Annotated in this window: 22 protein-coding genes; 11 read left to right on the forward strand and 11 right to left on the reverse strand. The window is 63.1% G+C overall.

What is annotated here, in order from left to right:
• Positions 1–33 precede the first annotated feature (33 nt).
• The gene (locus tag HMPREF3172_RS02320) at positions 34–1,233 is read right to left on the reverse strand and encodes an MFS transporter (protein ID WP_070515100.1); all 1,200 of its coding nucleotides are present in this window, start codon (positions 1,231–1,233) and stop codon (positions 34–36) included.
• An 18-nt stretch (positions 1,234–1,251) separates the two neighbouring features.
• Between HMPREF3172_RS02320 and HMPREF3172_RS02325 the strand changes: the two genes are divergently transcribed.
• Complete coding sequence (locus HMPREF3172_RS02325) at positions 1,252–1,893, forward strand: YitT family protein (RefSeq protein WP_070427861.1); 642 nt, start codon at positions 1,252–1,254, stop codon at positions 1,891–1,893.
• Positions 1,894–1,924: 31 nt separating this feature from the next.
• On the opposite strand, the gene HMPREF3172_RS02330 is transcribed toward HMPREF3172_RS02325, so the two are convergent.
• From HMPREF3172_RS02330 to HMPREF3172_RS02340, 3 genes are all read right to left on the reverse strand, one after another.
• On the reverse strand, positions 1,925–2,953 hold the full coding sequence (locus tag HMPREF3172_RS02330) for an inorganic phosphate transporter (protein WP_083281372.1): 1,029 nt from the start codon (positions 2,951–2,953) through the stop codon (positions 1,925–1,927).
• Positions 2,954–2,955: 2 nt separating this feature from the next.
• Entirely contained in the window at positions 2,956–3,570 is a 615-nt protein-coding gene (locus HMPREF3172_RS02335; protein WP_070515102.1) for a DUF47 domain-containing protein, read from the reverse strand.
• A 185-nt stretch (positions 3,571–3,755) separates the two neighbouring features.
• Complete coding sequence (locus HMPREF3172_RS02340; protein ID WP_070515104.1) at positions 3,756–4,352, reverse strand: hypothetical protein; 597 nt, start codon at positions 4,350–4,352, stop codon at positions 3,756–3,758.
• 49 nt (positions 4,353–4,401) lie between these two features.
• Here HMPREF3172_RS02340 and HMPREF3172_RS02345 point away from each other — a divergent pair, with 49 nt between their 5' ends.
• Complete coding sequence (locus tag HMPREF3172_RS02345) at positions 4,402–5,424, forward strand: hypothetical protein (RefSeq protein WP_070515257.1); 1,023 nt, start codon at positions 4,402–4,404, stop codon at positions 5,422–5,424.
• Positions 5,425–5,679: 255 nt separating this feature from the next.
• Complete coding sequence (locus tag HMPREF3172_RS02350) at positions 5,680–6,957, forward strand: MFS transporter (RefSeq protein WP_070515107.1); 1,278 nt, start codon at positions 5,680–5,682, stop codon at positions 6,955–6,957.
• 130 nt (positions 6,958–7,087) lie between these two features.
• Here the strand turns inward: HMPREF3172_RS02350 and HMPREF3172_RS02355 are convergent, their stop codons facing one another.
• Positions 7,088–7,858, reverse strand: coding sequence for an enoyl-CoA hydratase (locus tag HMPREF3172_RS02355; protein ID WP_070515108.1), 771 nt, complete (start codon positions 7,856–7,858; stop codon positions 7,088–7,090).
• 262 nt (positions 7,859–8,120) lie between these two features.
• On the opposite strand from HMPREF3172_RS02355, the gene HMPREF3172_RS02360 reads away from it, so the two are divergent.
• From HMPREF3172_RS02360 to HMPREF3172_RS02390, 7 genes are all read left to right on the forward strand, one after another.
• The gene (locus tag HMPREF3172_RS02360) at positions 8,121–9,170 is read left to right on the forward strand and encodes a TRAP transporter substrate-binding protein (protein ID WP_070515110.1); all 1,050 of its coding nucleotides are present in this window, start codon (positions 8,121–8,123) and stop codon (positions 9,168–9,170) included.
• The gene (locus HMPREF3172_RS02365) at positions 9,167–9,646 is read left to right on the forward strand and encodes a TRAP transporter small permease (RefSeq protein WP_062020632.1); all 480 of its coding nucleotides are present in this window, start codon (positions 9,167–9,169) and stop codon (positions 9,644–9,646) included. Before HMPREF3172_RS02360 ends, HMPREF3172_RS02365 begins: the two co-directional genes overlap by 4 nt.
• Positions 9,643–10,950, forward strand: coding sequence for a TRAP transporter large permease (locus HMPREF3172_RS02370; RefSeq protein WP_070515112.1), 1,308 nt, complete (start codon positions 9,643–9,645; stop codon positions 10,948–10,950). Before HMPREF3172_RS02365 ends, HMPREF3172_RS02370 begins: the two co-directional genes overlap by 4 nt.
• A gap of 160 nt (positions 10,951–11,110) precedes the next feature.
• Complete coding sequence (locus tag HMPREF3172_RS02375) at positions 11,111–12,748, forward strand: peptide ABC transporter substrate-binding protein (RefSeq protein WP_070515259.1); 1,638 nt, start codon at positions 11,111–11,113, stop codon at positions 12,746–12,748.
• A 130-nt stretch (positions 12,749–12,878) separates the two neighbouring features.
• Complete coding sequence (locus tag HMPREF3172_RS02380; protein WP_070515114.1) at positions 12,879–13,808, forward strand: ABC transporter permease; 930 nt, start codon at positions 12,879–12,881, stop codon at positions 13,806–13,808.
• Positions 13,809–13,811: 3 nt separating this feature from the next.
• Positions 13,812–14,744 carry an ABC transporter permease gene (locus HMPREF3172_RS02385; RefSeq protein WP_070515116.1) on the forward strand — a complete coding sequence of 311 codons (933 nt, stop codon included), beginning with the start codon at positions 13,812–13,814 and terminating at the stop codon, positions 14,742–14,744.
• On the forward strand, positions 14,741–16,507 hold the full coding sequence (locus HMPREF3172_RS02390; protein ID WP_083281375.1) for a dipeptide ABC transporter ATP-binding protein: 1,767 nt from the start codon (positions 14,741–14,743) through the stop codon (positions 16,505–16,507). Before HMPREF3172_RS02385 ends, HMPREF3172_RS02390 begins: the two co-directional genes overlap by 4 nt.
• Before the next feature lie 100 nt (positions 16,508–16,607).
• On the opposite strand, the gene HMPREF3172_RS02395 is transcribed toward HMPREF3172_RS02390, so the two are convergent.
• On the reverse strand, positions 16,608–16,835 hold the full coding sequence (locus HMPREF3172_RS02395) for an amphi-Trp domain-containing protein (RefSeq protein ID WP_070423803.1): 228 nt from the start codon (positions 16,833–16,835) through the stop codon (positions 16,608–16,610).
• A gap of 68 nt (positions 16,836–16,903) precedes the next feature.
• Entirely contained in the window at positions 16,904–17,527 is a 624-nt protein-coding gene (locus tag HMPREF3172_RS02400; RefSeq protein ID WP_070515118.1) for a PH domain-containing protein, read from the reverse strand.
• Positions 17,528–17,670: 143 nt separating this feature from the next.
• Between HMPREF3172_RS02400 and HMPREF3172_RS02405 the strand changes: the two genes are divergently transcribed.
• Positions 17,671–19,212 carry an AMP-binding protein gene (locus tag HMPREF3172_RS02405; protein WP_256173121.1) on the forward strand — a complete coding sequence of 514 codons (1,542 nt, stop codon included), beginning with the start codon at positions 17,671–17,673 and terminating at the stop codon, positions 19,210–19,212.
• 172 nt (positions 19,213–19,384) lie between these two features.
• On the opposite strand, the gene HMPREF3172_RS02410 is transcribed toward HMPREF3172_RS02405, so the two are convergent.
• From HMPREF3172_RS02410 to HMPREF3172_RS02425, 4 genes are all read right to left on the reverse strand, one after another.
• Entirely contained in the window at positions 19,385–21,055 is a 1,671-nt protein-coding gene (locus HMPREF3172_RS02410) for a long-chain-fatty-acid--CoA ligase (RefSeq protein ID WP_070515121.1), read from the reverse strand.
• Between the two features lie 151 nt (positions 21,056–21,206).
• On the reverse strand, positions 21,207–21,725 hold the full coding sequence (locus HMPREF3172_RS02415) for a ferritin (protein WP_070515123.1): 519 nt from the start codon (positions 21,723–21,725) through the stop codon (positions 21,207–21,209).
• Between the two features lie 121 nt (positions 21,726–21,846).
• Positions 21,847–22,065: a hypothetical protein gene (locus tag HMPREF3172_RS02420; RefSeq protein ID WP_070428188.1), complete on the reverse strand. Its 219-nt coding sequence runs from the start codon at positions 22,063–22,065 to the stop codon at positions 21,847–21,849.
• A 136-nt stretch (positions 22,066–22,201) separates the two neighbouring features.
• Entirely contained in the window at positions 22,202–22,972 is a 771-nt protein-coding gene (locus tag HMPREF3172_RS02425) for a hypothetical protein (RefSeq protein WP_070428187.1), read from the reverse strand.
• Between the last annotated feature and the right edge of the window lie 27 nt (positions 22,973–22,999).

Below are 22,999 nucleotides of genomic sequence, written 5' to 3' on the forward strand. Positions count from 1 at the left end.
CATGGCACTGCTCACAGTTTCAGCCTAGCGGAATTACAGCGACAGGACTTGGCGTGAAGCGCGTGATCTGCGATGCAGTGCAATGGCGATCAGCAGAAGCGCCAGGCCGACCACATTGAGGCCGATGCCGACAATAGCGGGCGACCGCAGGCCGTACCCGGCGGCCAGAACAATCCCGCCAAGCCACGCACCCGCCGCATTTGCGGTATTGAACGCGGCGTGGTTCATCGCCGCCGACAGGTTCGGGGCATCGTGTGAGTCGCGCAGCAGCCGCATCTGCAGGGCGGTGACGAAAACAGACCCGGAGATCCCCAGTGTGAACACGCACAGGAAAAGCATCACGGGAAGGTGAGCCGTGAACGCGAAGACAACCAGGGAAGACCCCATGAGAGAGGCCCCGGTGACGGCGCCTCGTTCGATTGAGGCGTCTGCGAGAGGACCCGCAACGACCTGTCCCACCGTCATTCCGGCGCCGTAGGTGACGAGGATCCAGGGAACGGCCCCTTGGGGGAGGTGGGCCAGGTCTGTGACGACGGGTGCGATGTAGGTGTAGACGGCGAACATGCCGCCGAAGCCGACAGCTCCGGCCAGGAGCGTGAGGATGACCTGCGGGTTCGCCAGAGAGCGCACCTCACCGCGGACCGACGGCGGGACCGTCGGCTGCACCGCAGGGACGATGACGAGGATCGCCACGACGGTGACTGCGCCAATCGCGGCAATCAGCAGATAGGCGAGCCGCCAGTCGAGGTGGGACCCAACAGCGGTTGCCGCGGGAACACCGAGGATTGCGGCGACTGTGAGCCCCAAACCGACGGCGGCCATGGCGCGAGCGCGTCTTCCCTCCTGGACGATTCCGGCAGCGGCAACCGCGGCCAGGCCGAAATAGGCTCCGTGCGGCAGACCCGTGAAGAAGCGGGCCGCCAGCAGGGCCGGGAGGCTGGGTGCAGCGGCGACCCCCACGTTGCCGAGGGTGAAGATGGCGGCCAGGACCACCAGCAGCATTTTGCGGTTGAGCTTCGCCCCGAGTGCCGTGATGACCGGGGCGCCGATGACAACACCGAGCGCGTAGAGAGTGACAGCGGAACCGGCGTGGGTGATCGACGTCGAAAACGCTTCCGCAATGTTCGGAAGCAAGCCCATGGTTGCGAATTCCGTTGTCCCAATGCCGAAGGTGCCGACCGCCAGAGCGGTGATGGCTGCAATGATTCTTCCGCGCGAGTGCTGCTGGGGCATGCTGGTTATTATGGCTCAGTGCCGAATTCTGCTGAAAACCCAGTGTCATCGCCGGTTTTTCCCGCCCCGGTGCGCCACCGCTGGTACGAAAACATGCTGGGATTCATCACCGGCAGCTACCTGACGTCGATCGGTCTGGCCATTCTGCACTCAGCGCAGGCGGTCACCGGCGGGACGGCTGGTCTGGCGCTGCTCGTCAGCTATGTCGTCGACCTGCCCATCGGTGTGCTTTTCCCGCTGGTCAATCTGCCGTTCTTCGCACTGGCCATCTGGAAGAAGGGGTGGGGATTCACCCTGCGGACCCTTCTGGCAGTGTCGGTTGTCGGTGTGCTGGCTGATTTCAACGAAGCGATGCTCGGCCTTCACGACCTCCCGATTCTCTACGGGGTGCCCACCGGCAGTGTGATTGCGGGTGTCGGCATTCTCATTCTGTTCCGCCACGGAGCATCTTTGGGCGGATTCAATATTCTGGCGCTCATCCTGCAGGAGCGGGCGGGTCTCAACGCCGGTTCGGTCCTCATGGCGCTCGATGCCGTCATTGTGCTGGCGTCGTTCTTCGTCAGCCCGTGGCAGACGGTGCTGGTCTCCGTCATCGGCGTTGTTGTGCTCAACATAGTGCTCGCCGTCAACCACAAGCCCGGCCGCTACACCGGATACTGACACGGCGGCAGGCTCGCAGGCTGCTGACCGCTCAGGCGGCGATTGCGCGGAACACGACGGCTGATGCTGCGGCCAGCAGAGCGCTGGCGGGCATGCCCATAAGCCAGACTGATATCACGAACACCAGGGTGCGCAGACGATTCCGACTGCGCCAGGCGAACCTGCTGTGCGGTGAGGCCAGCCCCGCGCCGATATTGGTGCCGACCACGAGGAAGCTCATGGAGATCGGCACGCGGAGAACGAACGCCGCCAAGTAGGACAGCACGGCAGCAACCATGGTCGAGGTGCCGGCCCCCACCGGGTCGAGGGTCGACAGGCGCCTTGAGACGGTGTCGGCAACACGCCATCCGGACAGGAGCGTGCCGCCGGCAATGGCCAGGGCGCTCAGCACGATGATGATCCACAGCACGTAGCCCGGCAGCTGGTTCATGCTGGTGTCGCCGCGCGAAGAGAGCCACGCGGCAATGAAGACGGCGCCGATTTTCTGCGCGTCCTGCGAACCGTGGGCGACAGACAGGGCGGCTGTTCCCACGGCTGTACCCTGACGGAACACTCGGAAGACGGGCTTCGGTGAACGGTTGAGCAGAAACGGCATCAGCAGGGTGAGCGCAAGCCACGCGATGAAAAGCGCGGCAATCGGACTGATGGCCAGACGGAACAGCGAATCCACGACCAGGTCCGTGTTGAGCGGCTGCGCACCGTAGATGAAACCGGCTCCCAGCAGACCGCCGAAAAGGCAGTGCGTGGCTGAAATCGGGACCGCAAGAAAATACGTCGAGGTGTTGATGACCAGAGCCGCGAACAGTCCCGGAATCAGGATGAGCAGAAGATCGTGCCCCAGGGTGTCCACGGTGAGCAGGTGACCCGTCAGCGCCAGAAGGAGCCCCTGCCCCAGCAGCGCGCCGATGAAGTTGAATACCGCACACATGAGGAGAGCCTGGCGGGGGCGCAGCGTGCGCGTGGCCACCGCATTGCCCACCTGCATACCGGCATCGTGGAAGCCGTTGGAAACACCGAAAGCCAAGCACAGAAGGCCGGCGGCCAGAAGCAGAGGGTCCACGGTCAGGATTCCGTCAGAGCAATCTCTGCCACGATGCGGCCGACCTCCTGGAAAGCATTGCAGGTGTCCCGGAACGTCAGAGTCAGCTGGATAGCGGCGCTGAGGTACACGGATCCTTTGCGCGAAGCCGGCACGGTGTCCGACAGCTGCAGGCGCAGAGCCAGCGCGCGCTTGGACAGGGTGTGGACCGACGCCGTGTACTCCCACTGGTCGAATTTGGCCGGCAGTCGCTGCGTCATGCGCTTGGTGTTGTCCGCGTAGTTCGACAGCAGGGCAAGCATTTCCAGTGCGCCCGCTGGGAGCTCTTCAAAAGCAGATGATGTCAGGGCGAAGCCCACCGAGCGCAGTTCGTAGCAGCAATCGCGCATAGCGGCGGCCAGCCGGTACAGCAGCGCGCGGTCGATCGGCGTGAGATAGGACTCGCGCAGAGCGCGCGTCAGCGCATCGAAGTGATCGTCGGCTTTGCCCGCGATGATTTCGAGCTGTGCTTGTGCTTCGCGACGATGTGGGGCGTCAATGCCGGAAAGTTCAGCCAGGACGAGGTTGGCTTCCTGCATGGCGGAAGACAGCTGGGCGAGCAGATCAAAGAAAACTGCGCTCGCGGCCTTTCGGGGCATGTCCTGTCCTCGTCTATTCAACACATAGGGGGGTGGTGTCGGGCCGAGTGCGCCTCTCGGCGGAAGGCCGCTCGAAGCGGCAAATGTTGGAGCCCGGGGCATCTGGCGGCCCGACACCGGTGCTCCGAAGAGCACACCTCCACTGTAAGCGACCCAGCGGAGCGAAGACCAGCTGTGCGGAGCCGCTAAACCAAACGTCCGCGGCGGAACTCTTCGGCACAGGCGCGCAGGTCGTCGCTCATCTGCGCAAATGACCGCAGACCAGAGTTGTCGGCATCGTCAGCGGCCCGTCCGCGGGTGACAATCGCAACAAAAGCCGCGGCACGTTCGAGCGCGATTGCGAAGTCCCCGCGAAACGCCCCGCGCATGATGTCGTCGACAACATCGGCCAGCTCTTCCGGGGTGGGCATGGGAGGGGTGCCCGCGATCACCTCGGCCACCGTGGAACCCCCGTCAGCAAGACCGGTGCGATACCAGCGGGAGGCCTCGGCACCTCGGCGGCGGATCCAGGTGCGCAGCACGTACAGGCGCCACAGCGCGCCCGGCAGGGAAACCGCGGGGGACCGCGCCCACAGCTGCGCAATCTGCTCCAGACCGTGCTCGTCAGCCAGGCGGACAAAACGCTCGGTGCTGGCAGAATCCCGCGTGCGGGAGGGATCGGTGATCACCATGCCTGCAAGCTCGTGAGCAAGCTCGGACTGCTCAGCCGGGCCGGGGCGCAAATCGGTGCCATCGAGGTTCGGGCGGCGCACGGGTTTGTGGAACCGGCGTTCGGAGCTCATGGATTCCAGTCTAAGGAGCCGTTCAGAACCGCCTACTACAGTGGGGTTCGTGTCTAAGACAAACAAAGCGCTCAAGGGCGCACAGAAGGCCGCGGGCTTTGCCGTGCGCCGCGACGGAACTCTCCAGCCGGCCGTTGAGGTTTCGCTGAGCAAACTGCTGAGCGTGCAGCGGCCCATGGTGTTGGCCTACCTGCGGACCATGCGCAGGCGCAATCCGGACGCATCCCCGCAGGAACTGGCCGACATCATCGGCAAGCACTACCGCAACGTGGCCATGGGCTCCGGCGCGGCCGTCGGCGCTGTTGCCGTTTTCCCGGGTTTGGGCACAACTGCCGCGCTCGGAGTCTCAGCCGCTGAAACCGCCGGGTTCCTCGAAGCCTCCGCACTCTACGCGCAGGCTATGGCCGAACTGCACGGAATGACGATTGTCGACCGCCCCCGCGCCAACGCTCTGGTGCTGGGCCTCATGCTGGGCAAAGCCGGGCGGAAACTGGTGCGCCAATTCTCAGAAGACGCCGGGGTTGCCGGCCAGACGAACGTCGAGCGCACCGGACGGGCGTGGGCGTCGATGGTCACGCAGTCCATCCCGTCGAACCTCCTGAACTCACTCATCAAGAAGATGCGCGACGAGATGATCAAGCGCTACAGCACGAAGACGATCGGCTCGACCATCGGTCGGATCCTGCCGTTCGGACTGGGCGCTGCCGTCGGCATCATGGTCAACCGGTCAATGGCGAACGTCGTCATCAAAAGCGCCTCGAGTGCCTTCGGCGACATGCCGGATGATTTCATCGCCGAAACCGACCCTCGGATCACCAGCCTGCGCGAAGACCGGAAGATTCTGAGTTCACTCAAGAAGCTGGGTGCACTTGTCGGCAAGCGCAAGAAGTCCGACGATGGCTCCGGTGACTCGGCCGATTCTGCTGCTTCGGGTGAGCTCAGCATGGTCGATGACATTGCCGAGCTTGATGAAGGTGCGAGTGACGGCGCGGAGGCTGAAGCTGCGAGCGTCGCGTCTGGCACTGCCGCGTCTGGCACTGCCGATGACGGTCCGCGCACACACCGCGGCTGACGGCCTGCGCACACACCGCGGCTGATTCCTGACTGAGCGCTGACTTCGGCGCGGGCACTTCAGCGCACCGTCAGGCCAAGCCAGATTTGCGGTTTAATGCAGTTTCACGCGTTAATGCGCCGCATTACAGCGCAAATCTGCATTAAAGCGTGATTCCGGCGGCGAAGAGCTGCAACGGCGAAGAGCTGGCACAGGAGGCGACGTGGACGCCAGCGGCGACGGGCTGCCGCCGGCGCATTGGATACAGTCGCTTCCATGACTGGACCAAGGCCTGCCCGCACCGCCGCCGCGTGGATGACCGCGGTGGGTCTGCTGGCAATCTCACTCAATCTGCGCGCCGCCGTGTCCTCAATTGGGCCGGTGATTGACGACATCCGCGCTGACCTTGGCTTTTCTGCTGCCGCGGCGTCGCTTCTGACCACGATTCCCGTCGTCGCCTTCGGCATCTTCGCCTTTGCGGTGCCCGGGCTGTCGAAGCGTTTGGGGATGCACCGACTCCTGGGCCTCGTTCTGGTGGTCCTGGCCGCGGGCATTCTTCTGCGCAGCGTGCCCGGGCTCGCCCTGCTGTTCCTCGGCACGTGCCTCGTAGGTGCTGCCATCGCGGTGGGCAACGTAGTCATTCCGGCTGTCATCAAAAGTGATTTCGCCGCAAAGTCCGGGCTCATGATGGGCCTGTACTCCACATTCATCGGCATCGGCGCGTCACTCGGCGCGGGACTGACCGTGCCGCTGCGGGACAGTTTCGGTGGCAGCTGGCGCTGGGCGCTGGCCGCGTGGGCCGGTCTGGCCGTATTCGCGTTGCTGACCTGGGTTCCCCAGATAATCCGGCGAGGTGCCGGAACCAAACCCGGCGGCACCTCGGCAGACGAGGTGGGGCAGGGGGAGGACCGCATCAGCGGCCCCCACGCCGTGAAGGTGAGCGCGGGAATGCGCCAGCTGCTGACCGACCCGGTTGCGATCGCGGTGACGCTGACAATGGGCATTCAGTCGATGACGTACTACGCGTCGCTCACGTGGGTGCCGTCGATCTTCATGGCCGCGGGAATGCCTGCGGACAAAGCCGGGTGGATGGTGGCGTTTACCGTGTTCCCGGCAACTGTCACTTCCCTTCTTGCGCCGGTGTTCGCCCAGCGGGTTCGACCCACGTGGCTGCCGATGCTGATTGTGGTCGGGCTGGGTATGAGCAGCTTTGTGGGGATGCTGACTGCTCCGCTGGCCGCACCCTATGTGTGGATGACGTTGCTGGGCTTTGCCCAGGGTGCGCAGCTGGCACTGAGCTTGAGCTTCATTGTGTGGCGCTCGCCTTCGGTGCCGATGACGGCGAAGGTGTCGACGATGGCGCAGGGCTTCGGCTACATTCTGGCAGCCGCCGGTCCGATTGGAATGGGTGCCCTGCACTCTTTCAGCGGAGGGTGGACCGTGCCGATCATCGCTTTGCTGTGCGTGTACGCCGTGCTGTTTGCGGTGTCAGTGCTGGCGGCCAGGGACGGCTTCGTGCTGGGCCGCGCAGGCAGGGAGGTCGTCGCTGACTGAAGGGTGCGCTGTGCCGACGGTTGTGCGCATTCGCCGGGATACCCCAGATTTGCGCTTTAATGCAGATTCACGCGCAAATGCGGCGCATTAAAGCGTGAATCTGCATTTGCGCGTGACTCTGGCACGGCGCTCACATGCCGCTGAAGTCCGGGCGGCGCTTTTCCATGAACGCGGCAAAGGCTTCACGTGCGGCCGGTTCGTGGAGCATGGCGCTGAAAGTCTGAGCTTCGTCGTCAATGCGCTCCAGGATCTGCTGGCGCAGCGCTTCCGGTCGCAGCAGCTCCTTCGTCACGCGCAGCGACTTTGCGGGTTTGGCCGCAAGCTTCGCCGCGGTTTCCTGCGCCTTCGGGAGCACCTCGTCAGGTTCGAGAACAGCGTTGACGAGCCCCGCCTCGTAAGCCAGTTGGGGAGAGAACGGCTCGCCCAGCATGAGCAGCTCAGCCGCGCGGGCATGCCCGACGACTTTGGGAAGCAGCAGGGACGATGCGGCTTCCGGGCACAGCCCCAGGTTGACGAACGGCAGGCTGAGCTTCGCGTTGGTTCCGGCGTACACCAGGTCGCAGTGCAGAAGCATGGTGGTGCCGATGCCGACGGCCGGTCCGCACACGGCTGCGACCAGCGGCTTGGGGAACACGGCAAGAGTGTGGAGGAAGCGGAAGACGGGCCGTGAAAGGCCCACCTCGGCAGGTGTGTTCTGGAAATCGCCGAGGTCGTTGCCCGCACTGAAAACGCGTTCGCTGCCCTGGACGACGACCACGCGAACATCGCTGTTGTCGACTGCGGCTTCAAGTGCGTCGGCCAGCGCGGTGTACATATCGTTCGTCAGCGCGTTCTTTTTGTCTTCGCGGTTGATGGTGATGGTCAGCACCCCGGCGTCGACGGCGGTCAGAACTTCGCTCATATTCACTCCTGAAAGTCTGTGGCTGGTGTCACTGTAGCGAATTCTGACTGCTGTGACGCTTTGCCTGCGCGAATTGTTGCGCTTGATTGCAGGCGCAGGCGCAGCAGCGGGTTTTATTGCATGCGGGTTTTATTGCATTCAGCGACATGCGCGCCCGAATCCAACTGGTTGGAACCGTATAGTTGAGGCTCGAATCATTGGGTCTGTCGGCCGTGCCGCTGCAATTGCGGTGGCCGGGGGCGACGTGAAGGGAAGGGGTCCGGTGGAACGACCTGCTGTCAGTCGCAGAGCTGTCCTCGGCGCCGGTGCGCTCGCCGCCTTGGGCCTCGGCGGCAGTCTTGCCGGCTGTTCTCCGCTGATTCCTGACGGCGGTCTGCGCCCCGACGGCACGGTGCGGGTGTCGCACTACCTCACGCCCAGCTACACGGACCTTGAGCCGTCCATTGCGCAGTTCGCGAAGAACGTCGATGCGCGCTTGGGTGAGGGAACCGCTGATGTCTACGGCGCCGGCACGCTGCTGAACTCCGATCAGACCCTCAACGGTCTGCTGCGTGCCGTTGCGGATGTTGCTATGCAGACTTCAAGTTTTGTGTCGACGAGCTTCCCGATTCTGGGGGCTATTGAACTTCCCTTCAGCGGTGCGGACTATCCGACGTTGAAAGAGGCTGTGAGCCCGCATTCGGACCTGCGCAAGACCTTCAATGCGGAGTTTGCCAAGAAGGGCGTCATGAGTGTGGGCACCATCATGTGTCCCACCGAATGGATCTACACCGTCAACCGTCCGGTGACGAAGCCGGAGGATATTCGGGGTCTGCGCATTCGCGTGTCCGGCCACGTGGAGGGCGCGATGCTCAAGGCCCTTGGCGCCGCTCCCGTCGCCCTGTCGTCAGCCGAGGTCTACGAGGCGCTGGAGCGCGGCACGGTCGATGGGATGGTGTCCTATCCCGGCACTGTTGTGTCCCGGTCACTGCAGGATGTTCTTCGCTATGCCACGATCGGCCATTTCGGTGCGTACACCTATGACGCCTACGCCAACCTCGACTGGTTCAACCGTGTGCCGCAGGAGGTGCGAGAGGCCGTGCACGACTCTGGTCGCGTGTTCTCGGTTGACGGCACGAAGCTGGCCAAAGACGTGCAGGATGACGAGTACATGCCGGTTTTCGAAAGCTCGGGCATTGAGCTCATTGAGCTTGATAAGAGTCAGACTCGTCAGTTCCGCAATGCGACGAAATGGGTTGAGGACTGGTGGAGGAGCAAGGTGGGCGATGACGATCTTGCCGATCGTGCGCTGGAGCAGGTGAGGAACCCGTGACAGTGCTGTCGAAGATCGCCCACGCCCTGCGCATGCTGGCCGGTGTCATTGTTGTGGTGTTGGTGCTCATCACCGGCTATGACGTCATCATGCGCTATGTTTTCGCTCTGCCTTTGGACTGGTCGATCACCATCAGCTCAGTGGGGCTCATTGCGATCATCATGTTGGCAATCCCGGATGTTGCGCTTCGCGGTGAGCACATTGCGATGGATCTCTTCTACCGCCAGTTCAGCCCGCGTGTGCAGAAGATTGCCGATGCGGTTGTCGCTGCAGCCGCCTTCGCCGTGTGTCTGACAGCGGGTGTGGTGTCGCTGAACACGTTCGCGTCGTTCTTCGGTGCGCAGATCCAAACGGCCGGCAATTTCAATATTCCGGTGTGGATTCACTACTTCCTGGTGGCGTTCGGCTTCCTCACGTCAGCCGTCACGATTCCTCTGCAGTACGTCCTGCGGACTCGCGAGGTGGATGCCCGGTGAACGCTGTCATCGTCTGTTTTGCGCTGCTCGTCTTGGCAGTTCTCATTGCGCTGCGCGCCCCGATCTTTGTGGCGCTGTCGGCGTCGGGGATCATCGGTCTGCTTCTGTTGGAGGGCCCGCGCGGTCTGGAGCAGGTGCCGATCGCCTTTGTCTCCCAGCTGGAAAGCTATTCGCTGGTTGCTGCCCCCATGTACATCCTCATGGGGGAAATCCTGGCCGTCGGCGGTTTGGGCCGGGCGTTCTTCCGTTTTGCCCATGCGTGGCTGGGCAGGCTGCCCGGCGGTCTGGGTGTGGCTTCGGTCGGTTCGTCGACGGTTTTCGGTGCGATGTCGGGCGTGTCCCTGTCTTCGGTTGCCGTGGTCGGTCGCATGGCCGTGCCGGAAATGCTTGAGCGCGGTTACCGGCCGTCCTTTGCGACGGGGTCGGTTGTCGCTTCGGGCGCTCTGGCGATGCTCATACCGCCCAGCCTGATGTTCATTCTGTACTCGTCGATTTCCGGTGTGGGCATCGGCGAGCTGTTTGCGGGCGGTCTTGTGCCTGGTTTTCTCTTGGCGACTGTCATGGCTCTGTACGTCATGATCACTGCGCTGGTCCGCCCGGATATTGCTCCGCGCACGGAAGCCAAAGTGGCGCTGGGGGAGAAGCTGGCGGCGACGAAGAAGGTCCTGCCCTCGCTCGTGCTCATTGTGCTGGTTCTGGGCTCCATCTACACCGGCATCGCCACGGCGACGGAGGCCGCCGCGGTCGGCGTCATCGGCGCGATTGTGGTCGTCGGTGTTTTTGAGCGCCAGCTGTCGTGGGCGAACATCAAGAAGATCCTGGCTGAGACCACGCAGATTTCGGCCGGCCTGCTCATCATCGTCGGTGCGGCGTTTGTGTTTTCGCAGATGCTGGTGCTCGTTCGCTTTGCCGAGCACGTTACCGAGTGGGCGGGTGCGCTCACTGTCCCGTCGTGGGTCGTTGCCGTTCTTCTGCTGCTGGTCGTGATGGGGCTGGGCTGCCTGGTCGATGCGGCTTCACTGCTGCTGGTGACCACCCCGATTCTGCTGCCGATCTTCACGGCACTGGGCTACGACCCGCTGTGGTTGGGCGTCATTCTGGTTGTCGTGCTCGAAACCGCAGTCATCACCCCGCCGGTGGGACTGAACCTGTACGCCATGAAATCAGTGATGCCGCAGTTGGCGATCCAGGACATCATCCGAGGTGCGGTGCCGTATCTGCTCATCGAACTTGCCCTCATGGTTGTCATGATCTTTGTGCCGGAGATCGCCACCTGGTTCCCGGGAATCATCTCGGTCAAATAATCGGCTGATATTCAGCATCTGTTCATCTTCCTCTATACTTGTGGCCGAATTGCGGTGCTGATCACATTTCGGCAGTGCCGCCGGAGGCTTATCCGCGTCTGCGAACCCCGCTCGCGGGATGCGGCGGTTGAGCCTGTACCTGACCCTCACGGAGGTTGAATTGAAGAGCAATCGGAAACTGCTGGCGGCTCTGTCGCTGGTGACCACGGCCGCGCTGGGCCTCACAGCCTGCGGCGGCGGTGGCGGCGACAATGGCGACGCCGGCGGCGGTGACTCATCGGCAGTCATCACCACCAACGGAACTGAACCGCAGAACCCGCTGATCCCCACCAACACCACCGAAGTCGGCGGCGGCAAGATCATCGACCTGGTGTTCTCCGGGCTGACCTCGTTCGACGAAAACGGCGAAGTCCGCATGGACCAGGCCGAATCGGTCGAACCGAACGACGACGCCACCGTGTGGACCGTCAAGCTGAAGGAAGACGCGAAGTTCACCGACGGCAGCCCCGTCACCGCAGACTCCTACATCAACGCCTGGAACTACGGCGCTGACCCCGCAAACGCACAGGGCGGCCAGTACTTCTTCGAAAACATCAAGGGCTACTCGGCAGACAAGGACGGTGCTGAGCTCACCGGTCTGGAAAAGAAGTCGGACACCGAGTTCACCGTCACCCTCAACAGCCCGGAAGCTGACTTCGCCAAGCGCGTCGGCTACTCGGCATTCGTGCCGATGACCGACGAAGCTCTGGAAGACACCAAGAAGTTCGGCGAATCGCCCGTCGGCAACGGCCCGTACAAGCTGGAAGCCGAGGACTCCTGGGTCCACAAGCAGGGCATCAAGCTGGTCAAGAACGAGGACTACTCCGGTCCGCGCGAAGCCAAGAACGGCGGCGTGGAGATCAAGTTCTACGAATCGCAGAAGACCGCCTACTCTGACGTGCAGTCCGGCAACCTCGACATCCTCGACCAGGTTGACCCGTCGAACTTCCAGACCTACGAGGGCGACTTCCCGGAAACTCACGTCAACCAGGCTGCCGCGATCGTCCAGACCATGACGATCCCCACCTACCTCGACCACTTCAAGATGGACGAGGAAGGCAAACTGCGCCGCCAGGCCATTTCGATGGCTCTTGACCGCGACCAGATCACCGACAAGATCTTCCAGGGCACCCGCACCCCGGCTAAGGACTTCACTTCGCCGACCCTCGAAGGATGGGACGACTGGGGTCAGAACATCGACGGCAACGAAGTGACCGAGTTCAATGCCGAAAAGGCCAAGGAACTGTGGAAGAAGGCCGACGAAATCAGCAAGTACGACGGCACCTTCACGATCGCCTACAACAACGACGGCGGTCACGAAGAGTGGGTCACCGCTGCTGCGAACTCGATCGCCAAGACCCTCGACATCAAGGCTGAGGGCAAGGCATACCCGTCGTTTGCCGAACTGCTTGACGACGAAGAGCAGGACAAGATGACCGGTGCATTCCGCTCCGGATGGCAGGCCGACTTCCCGGCCCAGGTCAACTTCCTCGCTCCGCTGTACCAGAGCGGGGCCGGTTCGAACTACGCTCGCTACTCGTCGAAGGAATTCGATGAGGCGCTCAAGGCCGGTTCGTCCGAAGCTGATGCTGACAAGGCAGCTGAGAAGTTCGCCGAAGCACAGGGCATCCTCATGAAGGACCTGCCGGTTGTGCCGCTGTGGTACCAGAACGTCAACGGCGTGTGGAACGACCAGGTGCAGAACGTAAAGTTCGGCTGGAACTCCGTCCCGCTGTACGACCAGGTCACCAAGGGCTGACATCCATAACAGATGACTGACTGAATACCGCGGAGTGCAAGTTTATGCACTCCGCGGTATTCTTCGGTCTTGATCCCCGGTCGCGGAAAGCCCGCGGCGCTGTAAAGAACCGAAACGAACAGAGGCTCTTATGCTCTGGTACATCGGCCGAAGGCTGCTCCAGCTGATTCCCGTTTTCTTCGGAGCGACCTTTCTGATCTACCTCATGGTGTTCGCACTCCCCGGCGACCCAATCGCTGCGCTCTTCGGCGGCAAAACACCGCCGCCGGCTGTTATCGACGCCCTCCGCGCGCAGTACAACCTCGACAAGCCGTTCATCGTCCAGTACCTCATCTGGGTCGGCGGCGTATTCACTGGCGACTTCGGCATCGCCTACAACGGTCAGGCAGTCAGCGACATCATGGCCCGCGCCTTCCCGCTGACCGCCAAACTGGCTGTTCTCGCACTTCTCTTCGAAGCGATCATCGGCATCACGGTTGGCCTTGTGGCCGGTCTGCGCAAGGGCGGCGTGTTCGACACCGTGTCGCTCGTCGTGTCGCTTCTGCTGATCTCGGTGCCGACGTTCGTCGTCGGCTTCCTCATTCAGTACATCTTCGGCGTTGAACTGGCCCTTATACCGACCTCGGTGTCGGCCAATGCGGGCATTTCGGCGTACATCGCACCCGCGTTTGTTCTCGCATCAGTGTCGATCGCGAACACTCTGCGCCTGACCCGCTCATCCGTAGCAGAAAACATGGGCGCTGACTTCGTCCGCACGGCTTCCGCCAAGGGCCTGTCGCGCGGGCGCGTCATCCGGGTGCACATTCTGCGCAACTCGCTCATCCCGGTTGTGACCTACCTCGGTATTGACCTCGGCGCACTGATGGTCGGTGCGATCGTCACAGAAGGCATCTTCAACATCCCCGGCGTCGGCGGCACCGTCTACCAGGCCGTGATCCGCGGTGAAGGCCCGACCGTCGTGTCGTTCGTCGCCGTGATGGTCATCATCTTCATGTTGGCCAACCTTCTGGTCGACATTCTCTACGCTGTCCTCGACCCGCGTATTCGCTACGGGAAGTGACTCATGAAACGCTATGTAGCTCCCATTGCAGAAACACCTCTCGCAGCTGTCGACGAGGTCGACGTTTCGACGAAGCCCACGAGCATCTGGGGTGATGCGTGGCGCGACATGCGCAAACGCTGGCTCACCTGGGTGTGCCTGGCACTCGTCGGGCTCGTGGTGTTCGCCGCTCTCTTCCCGCAGCTGCTCACATCGGGGGACCCCTCCGGTGCGGCCTGCGACCTCGGCAAATCGCTCAACAAGGCTGAGCCCGGCCACCCCTTCGGCTTCGACCGTCAGGGCTGTGACGTGTACACGCGCGTCATCTACGGCACTCGCGCCTCGCTTGCTGTCGGCCTGCTGTCGACCGGACTGGCAACACTGCTGGGCGGCATCATCGGTGCGGCCGCCGGCTACTTCGGCGGCTGGCTCGACTCCGTCGTGTCCCGCATCGGCGATATCTTCTTCGCCATCCCATCGGTGCTCGGCGCTATCGTCATGATGCAGGTTGCCCCGTTCGGCCGCGGCATCTGGACGCTGTCGCTGACGCTCGCGGTGTTCGGCTGGCCGCAGGTTGCCCGCATCATGCGCGGTGCCGTGCTCACGGTCAAACAGTCCGACTTCGTGACAGCGGGAATCGCGCTCGGCGTTTCACGCACCAAGAACCTCATTCGCCACGTCATTCCGAACTCGCTGGCGCCGGTCATCGTCATCGCGACCGTGTCGCTCGGCACGTACATCGTGGCCGAAGCAACCCTGTCGTTCCTCGGTGTCGGATTGCCGCCGTCGGTCATTTCGTGGGGCTATGACATTTCGACCGCACAGAACGTCATCCGCACCGCTCCCGGCCTGCTGTTCTACCCGGCCGGGGCTCTTGCCCTGACCGTTCTTGCGTTCCTGCTGCTGGGCGACATCGTCCGCGACGCACTCGACCCGAAAGCGAGGACCCGCCGATGACGGAAGCCAACCAGCACACTGACAAGACCGCAGCTGCAGCTGCGCAGGCAGCGGCACCCGCTGGCACCTCGGCAGATGCCGCACCGCTGCTGGACGTGAAAGACCTCGAAGTCACGTTCTCGACCCTTGCCGGTCCGGTCAACGCCGTCCGCGGTGTGAGCTTCGAACTGGGCCGCGGCGAGAACCTGGCAATCGTCGGCGAATCCGGGTCCGGAAAATCGACCGCCGTGACCGCGATCCTCGGCCTGCTGGCCGAGAACGGCAAGGTCACGGGTGGGCACGCCCTGTTCAAGGGCAAGGACCTCACGAAGCTGTCGCGCCGGGAAATCGAAGACGTTCGCGGTAAGGAGATCGGCTACGTCCCGCAGGACCCGATGTCGAACCTCAACCCGGTGTGGAGCATCGGCTTCCAGGTGCGCGAAACCATCGAGGCGAATACTCAGCTGCGCGGCAAAGAAGCGGAGGCGCGGGCAATCGAGGCGCTCAAGGAGGCCGGTCTGCCGGACCCGGGCAGCCGACTCAAGCAGTTCCCGCACCAGTTCTCCGGCGGTATGCGCCAGCGTGTGCTTATCGGCATCGGCATGGCGGCCCGTCCGGACCTGCTGGTGGCAGACGAACCCACCTCAGCGCTCGATGTCACGGTCCAGCGGAAGATCCTCGACCACATTGACACCCTGACCAAGGAGCACGGCACCTCGGTCATCTTCATCACCCACGACCTCGGCCTGGCTGCTGAGCGCGCCAAGAAGCTCGTGGTGATGTACAAGGGCCAGGTGGTTGAGTACGGCGATTCGCAGGAGATCCTGCAGGACCCCCAGCACCCGTACACCAAGCGGCTCGTGGGCGCGGCACCCTCTCTGGCATCGCGCCGCATCCAGGCGGTCATGGATGGCGATTCGCAGGCGGCCTCGGCTGCCGACCAGGCTCTGCTGGAACGCGAAAAGGCCTCCGCTTCTGATGCCGGAGACGCTCCGCTCATTGAGGTCAAGAACGTCACCAAGGTCTACAAGATCCGTCAGAAAGGCTTGAAGACCACGGACTTCAAGGCTGTTGACGATGTCAGCTTCTCCATCCCCAAGGGCAGCACCTTAGGGATTGTGGGCGAGTCCGGTTCCGGAAAGTCGACGATCGCGAAGATGTTCCTCAAACTTGAGGACATCACGTCCGGTTCGATGATGTTCGACGGTGAGGACGTTGCCAGCTGGCCCAAACGTCGTCTGCTGGAGTTCCGCCGTCGCGTGCAGCCGGTGTTCCAGGACCCCTACGGAACCCTGGACCCCATGCGCTCGATTGGCACGTCGATTGCCGAGCCGCTTGTCACCCACAAGATCGGCAATCCGCGCACCCGGCACGCCATGGTCGAGGAGCTGCTGAACCAGGTGTCGCTGCCGAAGGCCACGGCCAACCGCTATCCGGGTGAACTGTCCGGCGGTCAGCGTCAGCGCATTGCGATTGCCCGCGCGTTGGCTCTTAAGCCCGAGGTTCTTGTGTTGGACGAGGCCGTTTCGGCCCTCGACGTTCTGGTGCAGGGGCAGGTGCTTGACCTGCTGGCACAGCTGCAGCGTGAACTGGGTCTGACCTACATGTTCATCACCCACGACCTCGCGGTTGTGCGGATGGTCGCTGACCACGTGGCTGTTATGCGCGAGGGCCGGCTGGTTGAGCAGGCCACAACGGACGAGGTGTTCGACAGCCCCCGCGAGCAGTACACGAAGGATCTTCTCGACGCCATCCCGGGAGGCAAGTTCCTGCTGGGACTGTGACCCGGTTTCGGGCTGAAGAAACACACGAGGTGCCGGTGCAGAATTCTGCACCGGCACCTCGTTTTTGTGTGGGGTCGGAAGGCCGCAGCGGCTGCCGCGCTCACTTCCAGGTGATGGCGATTTCGATTTCGGACTTGCCGCCTTCTTTGACCTCGATTTCGTATTCGTAGGTCACGGTGTCGGGGACGTCGACGGTGACGTCGTGTTCGCCGTCGGTCACGCGGACCTTGTTCTGGCGGGCCAGGGCGTCGGCGAGTTCGCGCAGGCGCTCTGCGGCCTGTTCGCGGGTCATGGTTTCTTCGGTTTCGTGTTCAAAGAGTTTGCTCATGCGCCCATTCAAACAGGGGAGTGTGAACGGTCGGTGAGTGCGAGCCGGCGGCTTGAGCGGCGGCAGGGTCAAGCGATGACGGCGAGAACGATGGAGGCTGCGGCTAGGCCTGTGAAGACGAGCCACGAGGCGGTGTTCCAGGATCGGCGCACCTGCCGGGGTGCGCTGTTCTCCTTGTTTTTCTCTCCGCTGTGTTCGGCGATTGTGCGGCGGATCAGGTCGACTGTGCCCGGCTGTGCGTGATCGGGAATGGCCTTCGGGTCGATGCCGGAAGCCAGAAGGTCAGCATCGGCGGCCTTTTTGCGCAGCTTCTGCTTGTGGGTGCGCACAGCGGACAGGGGAGCGGCCCATACGCGCGTGACTTCGCCGGCAGTGTCGGTCAGCTCGGCAAAATAGCGGCCCCCCGCCTGGGCAATGGAGCCCCACGGCAGGAAAACGGTGCGCAGCGGATTGCGGACTTCCAGCCCGTCCCGGTGTGCGATGAGGGCGGGGAACACGAACAGGTTCAGTGAGAGCCAGCACAGGGCGGCACCTCCGAAGAAGACTGCCGAGGCGATTGTGAACCAGCCGCGGGCCGCACAGTCGATCACTGCAAGCAGCACCAGTACGCCGAGGACGGCCGTCCACACGGCGGCTGCCCTGGAGCGGGTCAGCCGGACGCTGCGGTCGGCGGGAGAATCGGAGTCAGGCATGCCCTTAAGCCTATGCGGTGGGTGCTCGCGCCGTATCGTGCCGTGGCTGCGCAGCGGTGTGTCTTATGAAAAGAGACCCCTGCGCGGCCTGCATCGCCCGCTCGATACGATGACTTGAATCACACACAGAGATGGGAGTCACCATGGCAATTGATCAGACAACGGTCGATACGTGGCTGGAAGAAGTGCTGGCCGGTGATGTCGATGTCGCCGCGAAGCTGTGCGACAGCCACCCGCAGGATGCTGTCGCCTTCACTTTCGTCGACCACGACCTCAACGTTGCAAAGCTCACCTACGGTCAACTGGAGGAGCGCAGCCGCAAGCTTGCCGGCCATTTCAAAGCCCAGGGCATCGGCGAAGGCGACCGCGTGGGTGTTCTGCTGACCAAGCGCGAAGAGCTCGTGGTGACTCTTGTTGCCCTCGTCCGTTTGGGCGCGGTGTACATTCCGCTGTTCACCGCTTTTGCCACCCCGGCGGTGGAAATGCGCATGAAGGCCTCGGATGCGAAGCTTGTCGTCACGGAGGACTCGCAGCTGTTCAAGGTTGAACCGCTGGGTCTGCCGGTGTTCATGGCAGGAAGCGAATACCAGCGCGCGCTGGAAACCGCAGAACCGGTCACCGAGAACTACCTGGCCGCGCCGGATCATCCGTTCTTGCAGCTGTACACCTCCGGCACCACGGGTGCGCCCAAGGGAGTGCCGGTTCCCGTCCGCGCACTGGCGGCCTTCAAGACCTACATGAGGATCAGCCTCGATGTGCGCGATGACGACGTCTTCTGGAACGCAGCCGACCCCGGCTGGGCGTACGGCCTGTACTACGGCGTTGTCGGCCCGCTGGCCATCGGCGTGCCGAACATCCTGTACACCGGCAAGGCCGGTCCGGAGGACACTCTGCGCGTGCTGACGGAACTGGGTGTGACGAACTTCGCCGGCGCTCCGACGCTCTACCGAACCCTCGCGAAGGCCGACACGGATCACAAGGCCAACCTGCGCAGGGCATCCTCGGCCGGTGAGCCGCTGACGGCGGACATCCTCGCGTGGTCGCCGGACGCTCTGGGCTGTGAGGTTCGCGACCAGTACGGCCAGACGGAACTGGGCATGGTCATCTGCAGCCACTGGGCCGACGGCTACCGTCAGCCGGTCAAAAAGGGCTCGATGGGCCGCCCCATGCCGGGCATCGTGGCTGACGTCATCGAGGGCGTCATTGCGATCGACACCCAGAACAGCCCGAACTTCTGGTTCATGGGCTACCACAATGAACCCGAGCGCACCGCGGTCCGCTACTCCGATGACGGCCGCTGGTACCTCACGGGTGACCTCGGCCGGATCGACGAAGACGGCGACGTGTTCTTCGCCAGCCGTGATGACGACCTCATCCTCATGGCCGGCTACCGCATCAGCCCGTTCGACGTTGAATCCGTGCTCGTTGAACACGACTCCGTGGCGGATGTTGCGGTTGTCGGCAGGCCCGACCCCGAAGGTGTGCGCGGTGAAATCGCCGAAGCATTCATCGTCCTGCGCTCCGGCTGGACCGGCGGCGACGAACTGGCGAAGGAACTGCAGCAGGCAGTCCGCGAAGGCTATTCCGCCCACGCCTACCCGCGCCGCTTCCACTTTGTGGACGAACTGCCCAAGACCCCGTCAGGCAAGACCCAGCGCTACAAGCTCAAAGAATACGAAGGCTGAGTCAGCAGCATGACAGTGCCCGGGTGGGAGGAAACTCCCACCCGGGCACTTCTGTTCAGGTGACTCGTTCCCGAGGTGCCGCCGGCTTCCCGAGGACCGGCACCTCGGGAGCGGGTCACCCGGGCCGGCCCCACCCGGGCTGGCCCGGCACCTCGTGAGCCTTGTCAGCCGATCAGCCCTGAACGCTGCTGTCGTGGCCCTGCCAGGCGGTATTGCGCAGTTGGAACTTCTGGATTTTGCCGGTGGAGGTTTTGGGCAGTTCGTCGACGATTTCGACGACCTTCGGGACTTTGTAGCGCGCAATGTGTGTGCGCACGTGCTCGATGATCTCCTGCGGCTGCGCTTCCTGGCCCGGACGCAGCACGACGAACGCGGCGGGGCGCTCGCCCCAGTCTTTGTCGGGAATGCCGATGACCGCGACCTCGCTGACAGCCGGGTGCGAGCCGACGGCGTGTTCGACTTCGATGGTCGAAATGTTTTCGCCGCCGGAGATGACGACGTCTTTGGCGCGGTCGCGGATTTCAACGTAGCCGTCCTCGTGCCACACGGCGAGGTCCCCGGAGTGGAACCAGCCGCCGGCAAACGCCTTGTCGGTGGCTTCTTGGTCGCGGAAGTACCCGGCCATGACGGTGTTGCCGCGCATGACGATCTCACCGACAGTCACACCGTCGCGCGGCACATCGACCAGGCGGCCGTCAACATCGGGGGAGGCCTCGACTACGCGAATGGGGTCGGAGAGCACCTGGGCAACACCCTGTCGGGCTTGGAAGCGGGCGCGGTGCGGTGTGGGCAGCTGGGCCCATTCGGTCTGCGGTTCGCACACCGTGTACGGCCCGTAGGTTTCGGTCAGCCCGTACACGTGCAGGACGGTGAAGCCGAGTTCTTCGACTTCCGACAGCGTGGTGGGACTCAGCGGGGCCGCCGCCGAGGTGATCGTCAGCGGGTGGGTCAGCTGGTGCGCCTCGGGTGCGTGGGTGATGGTGCGGATCACGGTGGGGGCTGCGCACAGATGGGTCAGACGGTGGTGTTCGATCAACCGCCATACTTCGTCGCTGCGCACAGCCCGCAGGCCGACCTGGAGGCTGCCGGCGGCAACCAGCGCCCACGGATTCGTCCAGCCGTTGCAGTGGAACATCGGCAGCGTCCACAGGTAGCGACTGCTGTGGTTCAGCCCCAGGTGGGTGATCTGGTTGAGCGCATTGAGGTAGCTGCCGCGGTGCGTGTAGAGAACGCCCTTCGGCTTGCCGGTGGTGCCGGATGTGTAGTTGAGGCAGATGTGACGGTTCTCGTCATCGACACTCCAGTCGAGGACGGCTGGCTCTGTCTTGACTTCGCTTGCGGCCAGCAAGTCTTCGAAGGGCGTGCCTACTTCAAGGGACGAGGTGCCGGCTGGGCTGCCTGCTGGACTGTTTGCCGGCCTTTCGGCATGCGGGTCGGTGATGACGCCGATCGTGGTGACGGTTTCGAGTTCGTCGGCAATGTCGGCGATGGTCGGCAGGAACTCAGCGTCGATGATGAGTGCCTTCGCGCCGGAGTGATCGAGGATGTAGCGGACTTCTTCCTGCGCCAGGCGGGTGTTGATCGCCACGAGCACGCCGTCGATGAGCGGCACGGCGTAGTGGGCGGCCAGCATTTCCGGCACGTTCGGAAGCATGTAGGCCACCCGGTCGCCCGGCTGGATTCCCAGGTCGAGGAACATGTGTGCGCGCTTCTCCGCGGCTTCTTTCAGCTCGGCGAACGTCCAGACGGTGCCCTTGTAGTCAATGGCAGGGCTGTCCGGGAACACCTCCGCTGAACGTTCGAGAAACGACAGCGGGGTCAGCTGGGTGATCCAGGGTTGCACGTGGTCTCCTTCGTGTGCGGTGTGTTGTGTATTGGGATCAACACAACCACGTGACCTGGCAGCGCGGAGGTGAAAATGTCACAGGCCGACCGCTGCGGGTGCAGCGGCCGGCCCATGAGAATTCAGGTCCGTGCCCGAGGTGGACTCAGGCTCAGTCGTCGTCTTCGGTTCCCGCGCTGGTGCGGGCGCCCAGTTCGCTGTCCAGACGCAGCAGACCGGAGCCGTCACCGTCGATCAGTTCGAGCTGGCCGACGATTTCGCCGACGGTGTCTTCTTCTTCAAGCTGTTCGTCGACGAACCAGTTGAGGATGGGGCGGGCGTCGAGGTCACCGGCTGCTTCTGCAGCACGGTAGAGCTCGCGGATGGCTTCCGAGACCTTCTTTTCGTGGTCGAGAGCGGCCTGGAAGATGGTCAGAGCCGACGGATCAGCTGCGACGTTCGGTGCCGACAGAGCGCCGATGATGGGCGAACCGTCGCGGGCCAGCAGGTGGTTGATGAACTTGTTGGCGTGCTCGATTTCTTCGTCAGCCTGAGCGCGCAGCCAGTTGGCGAAGCCCGAAAGGTCCTGTTTGTCAGCTTCGATGGCCAGCTGGCGGTAGACCATGTTGGCTTCGAATTCGAGGGTGATCTGGTCGTTGAACTTCGCTTCGAGTTCTGGTGTGAGTGTCATGTTTCAATTCTAGGACTCCCACCTGTGTATTTGAAGAGCACAGTGGTGGAAAACACCAGGAGAAAACAAGCGGGGCTCGGAAGCGTGCGCTTCCGAGCCCCAGCTGAGCTGAATCAGGAGGTCAGCCCTGGGTGAAGATCTTATTGACAGCGTTCGTGAAGCCGCTCTGGAGGACACCGCTGACGCTGCCTGCTGCGCCAATCACGACAATGAGAAGCGTGGCGACGACGAGTGCGATTGCCAGGTATTCGATGGACACTGCGCCCTTTTCGTTGACGCGATCCTGCAGAGCTTCTGCGCGGTTGCGGATTTCGTTGGACATCTTGAGCAGAGCAGTCATGGGAGGTTCCTTTCGGAATTGCTGTTGTGCTTACGAACCAAATATTTCTCAGTTCCGCTCTTTCCCCCAGGGCCCAGGGGCCGGTTGTTGTGCCCATCGCTCAATTGGCTATTGGGCCCACCGCAGACGGGTGCGCTCAGCGATCCAGACGGATGGTGTACATCTTGCGGAATGCCGGCTTGTCCCAAGCGACGAGCACATTCTTTGCGTACTGTGCCGTGGCCGTGCCCTTCGCGCTGATGCATTCCAGAGTCCATGATTCCCACGTGCCGTTCGGCAGGGGCGCGCAGAAAAGGCCGGGCGGAGTGACAACCTGCGCGGTGGCGGTTGAATCACCGGCAATAGCGGGAACATACTTTTTGCCCTGCGGGCTCTTGGTGTCTTTGGCTCGGAAGACGTCAACAGTGATGCGATTGCCGCCGCTGGGGACGTACTTGGTGAGAATGCCGCCGTCGTTCTTCTGCGCGTAGGCGGCTGCCGCAGGCTGGGCCGCGATCGCCGCACCCGCCCAGAACGGCTCCGGTGGGGAATAGAAGTGTTCGACGGGCAGCTTGTCCTCGTTTTTTTCGTCCTTCGGCTTTTCGCCCTCGGGGAGGTCTTCGTCCATGTCCTCCCGGGGGTCTTTTTTAGGGCTGGCCTTCTGCGCCCGCAGCCAGGTTTCGATCCACTGGTCGCGGGCCTGTTCGGCGGCTGCGGTGGCCGCGGAGTCGGCCCCCTTCTGGGTACTTGAGCGCACGTCGACGGCTTCGGCGAAGACAGTGAATGCGAACGCAGCGCCGATGACCGCGAGCGATGTGAGGATCACGGCGATCGACACCTGGCCGGATTCTCCGCTGTCCTGCCGCACGTGGGCACGCTTGCGCTGAGTATTCGCGGGAGCGTCAGCTGTTTCTGGTTGATCGGTCATCGGAGCTTCCTTTCTGCAGTGCCTGAT

It is taken from the genome of Brevibacterium sp. HMSC08F02 (assembly GCF_001807555.1).
Lineage (GTDB): Bacteria > Actinomycetota > Actinomycetes > Actinomycetales > Brevibacteriaceae > Brevibacterium > Brevibacterium ravenspurgense.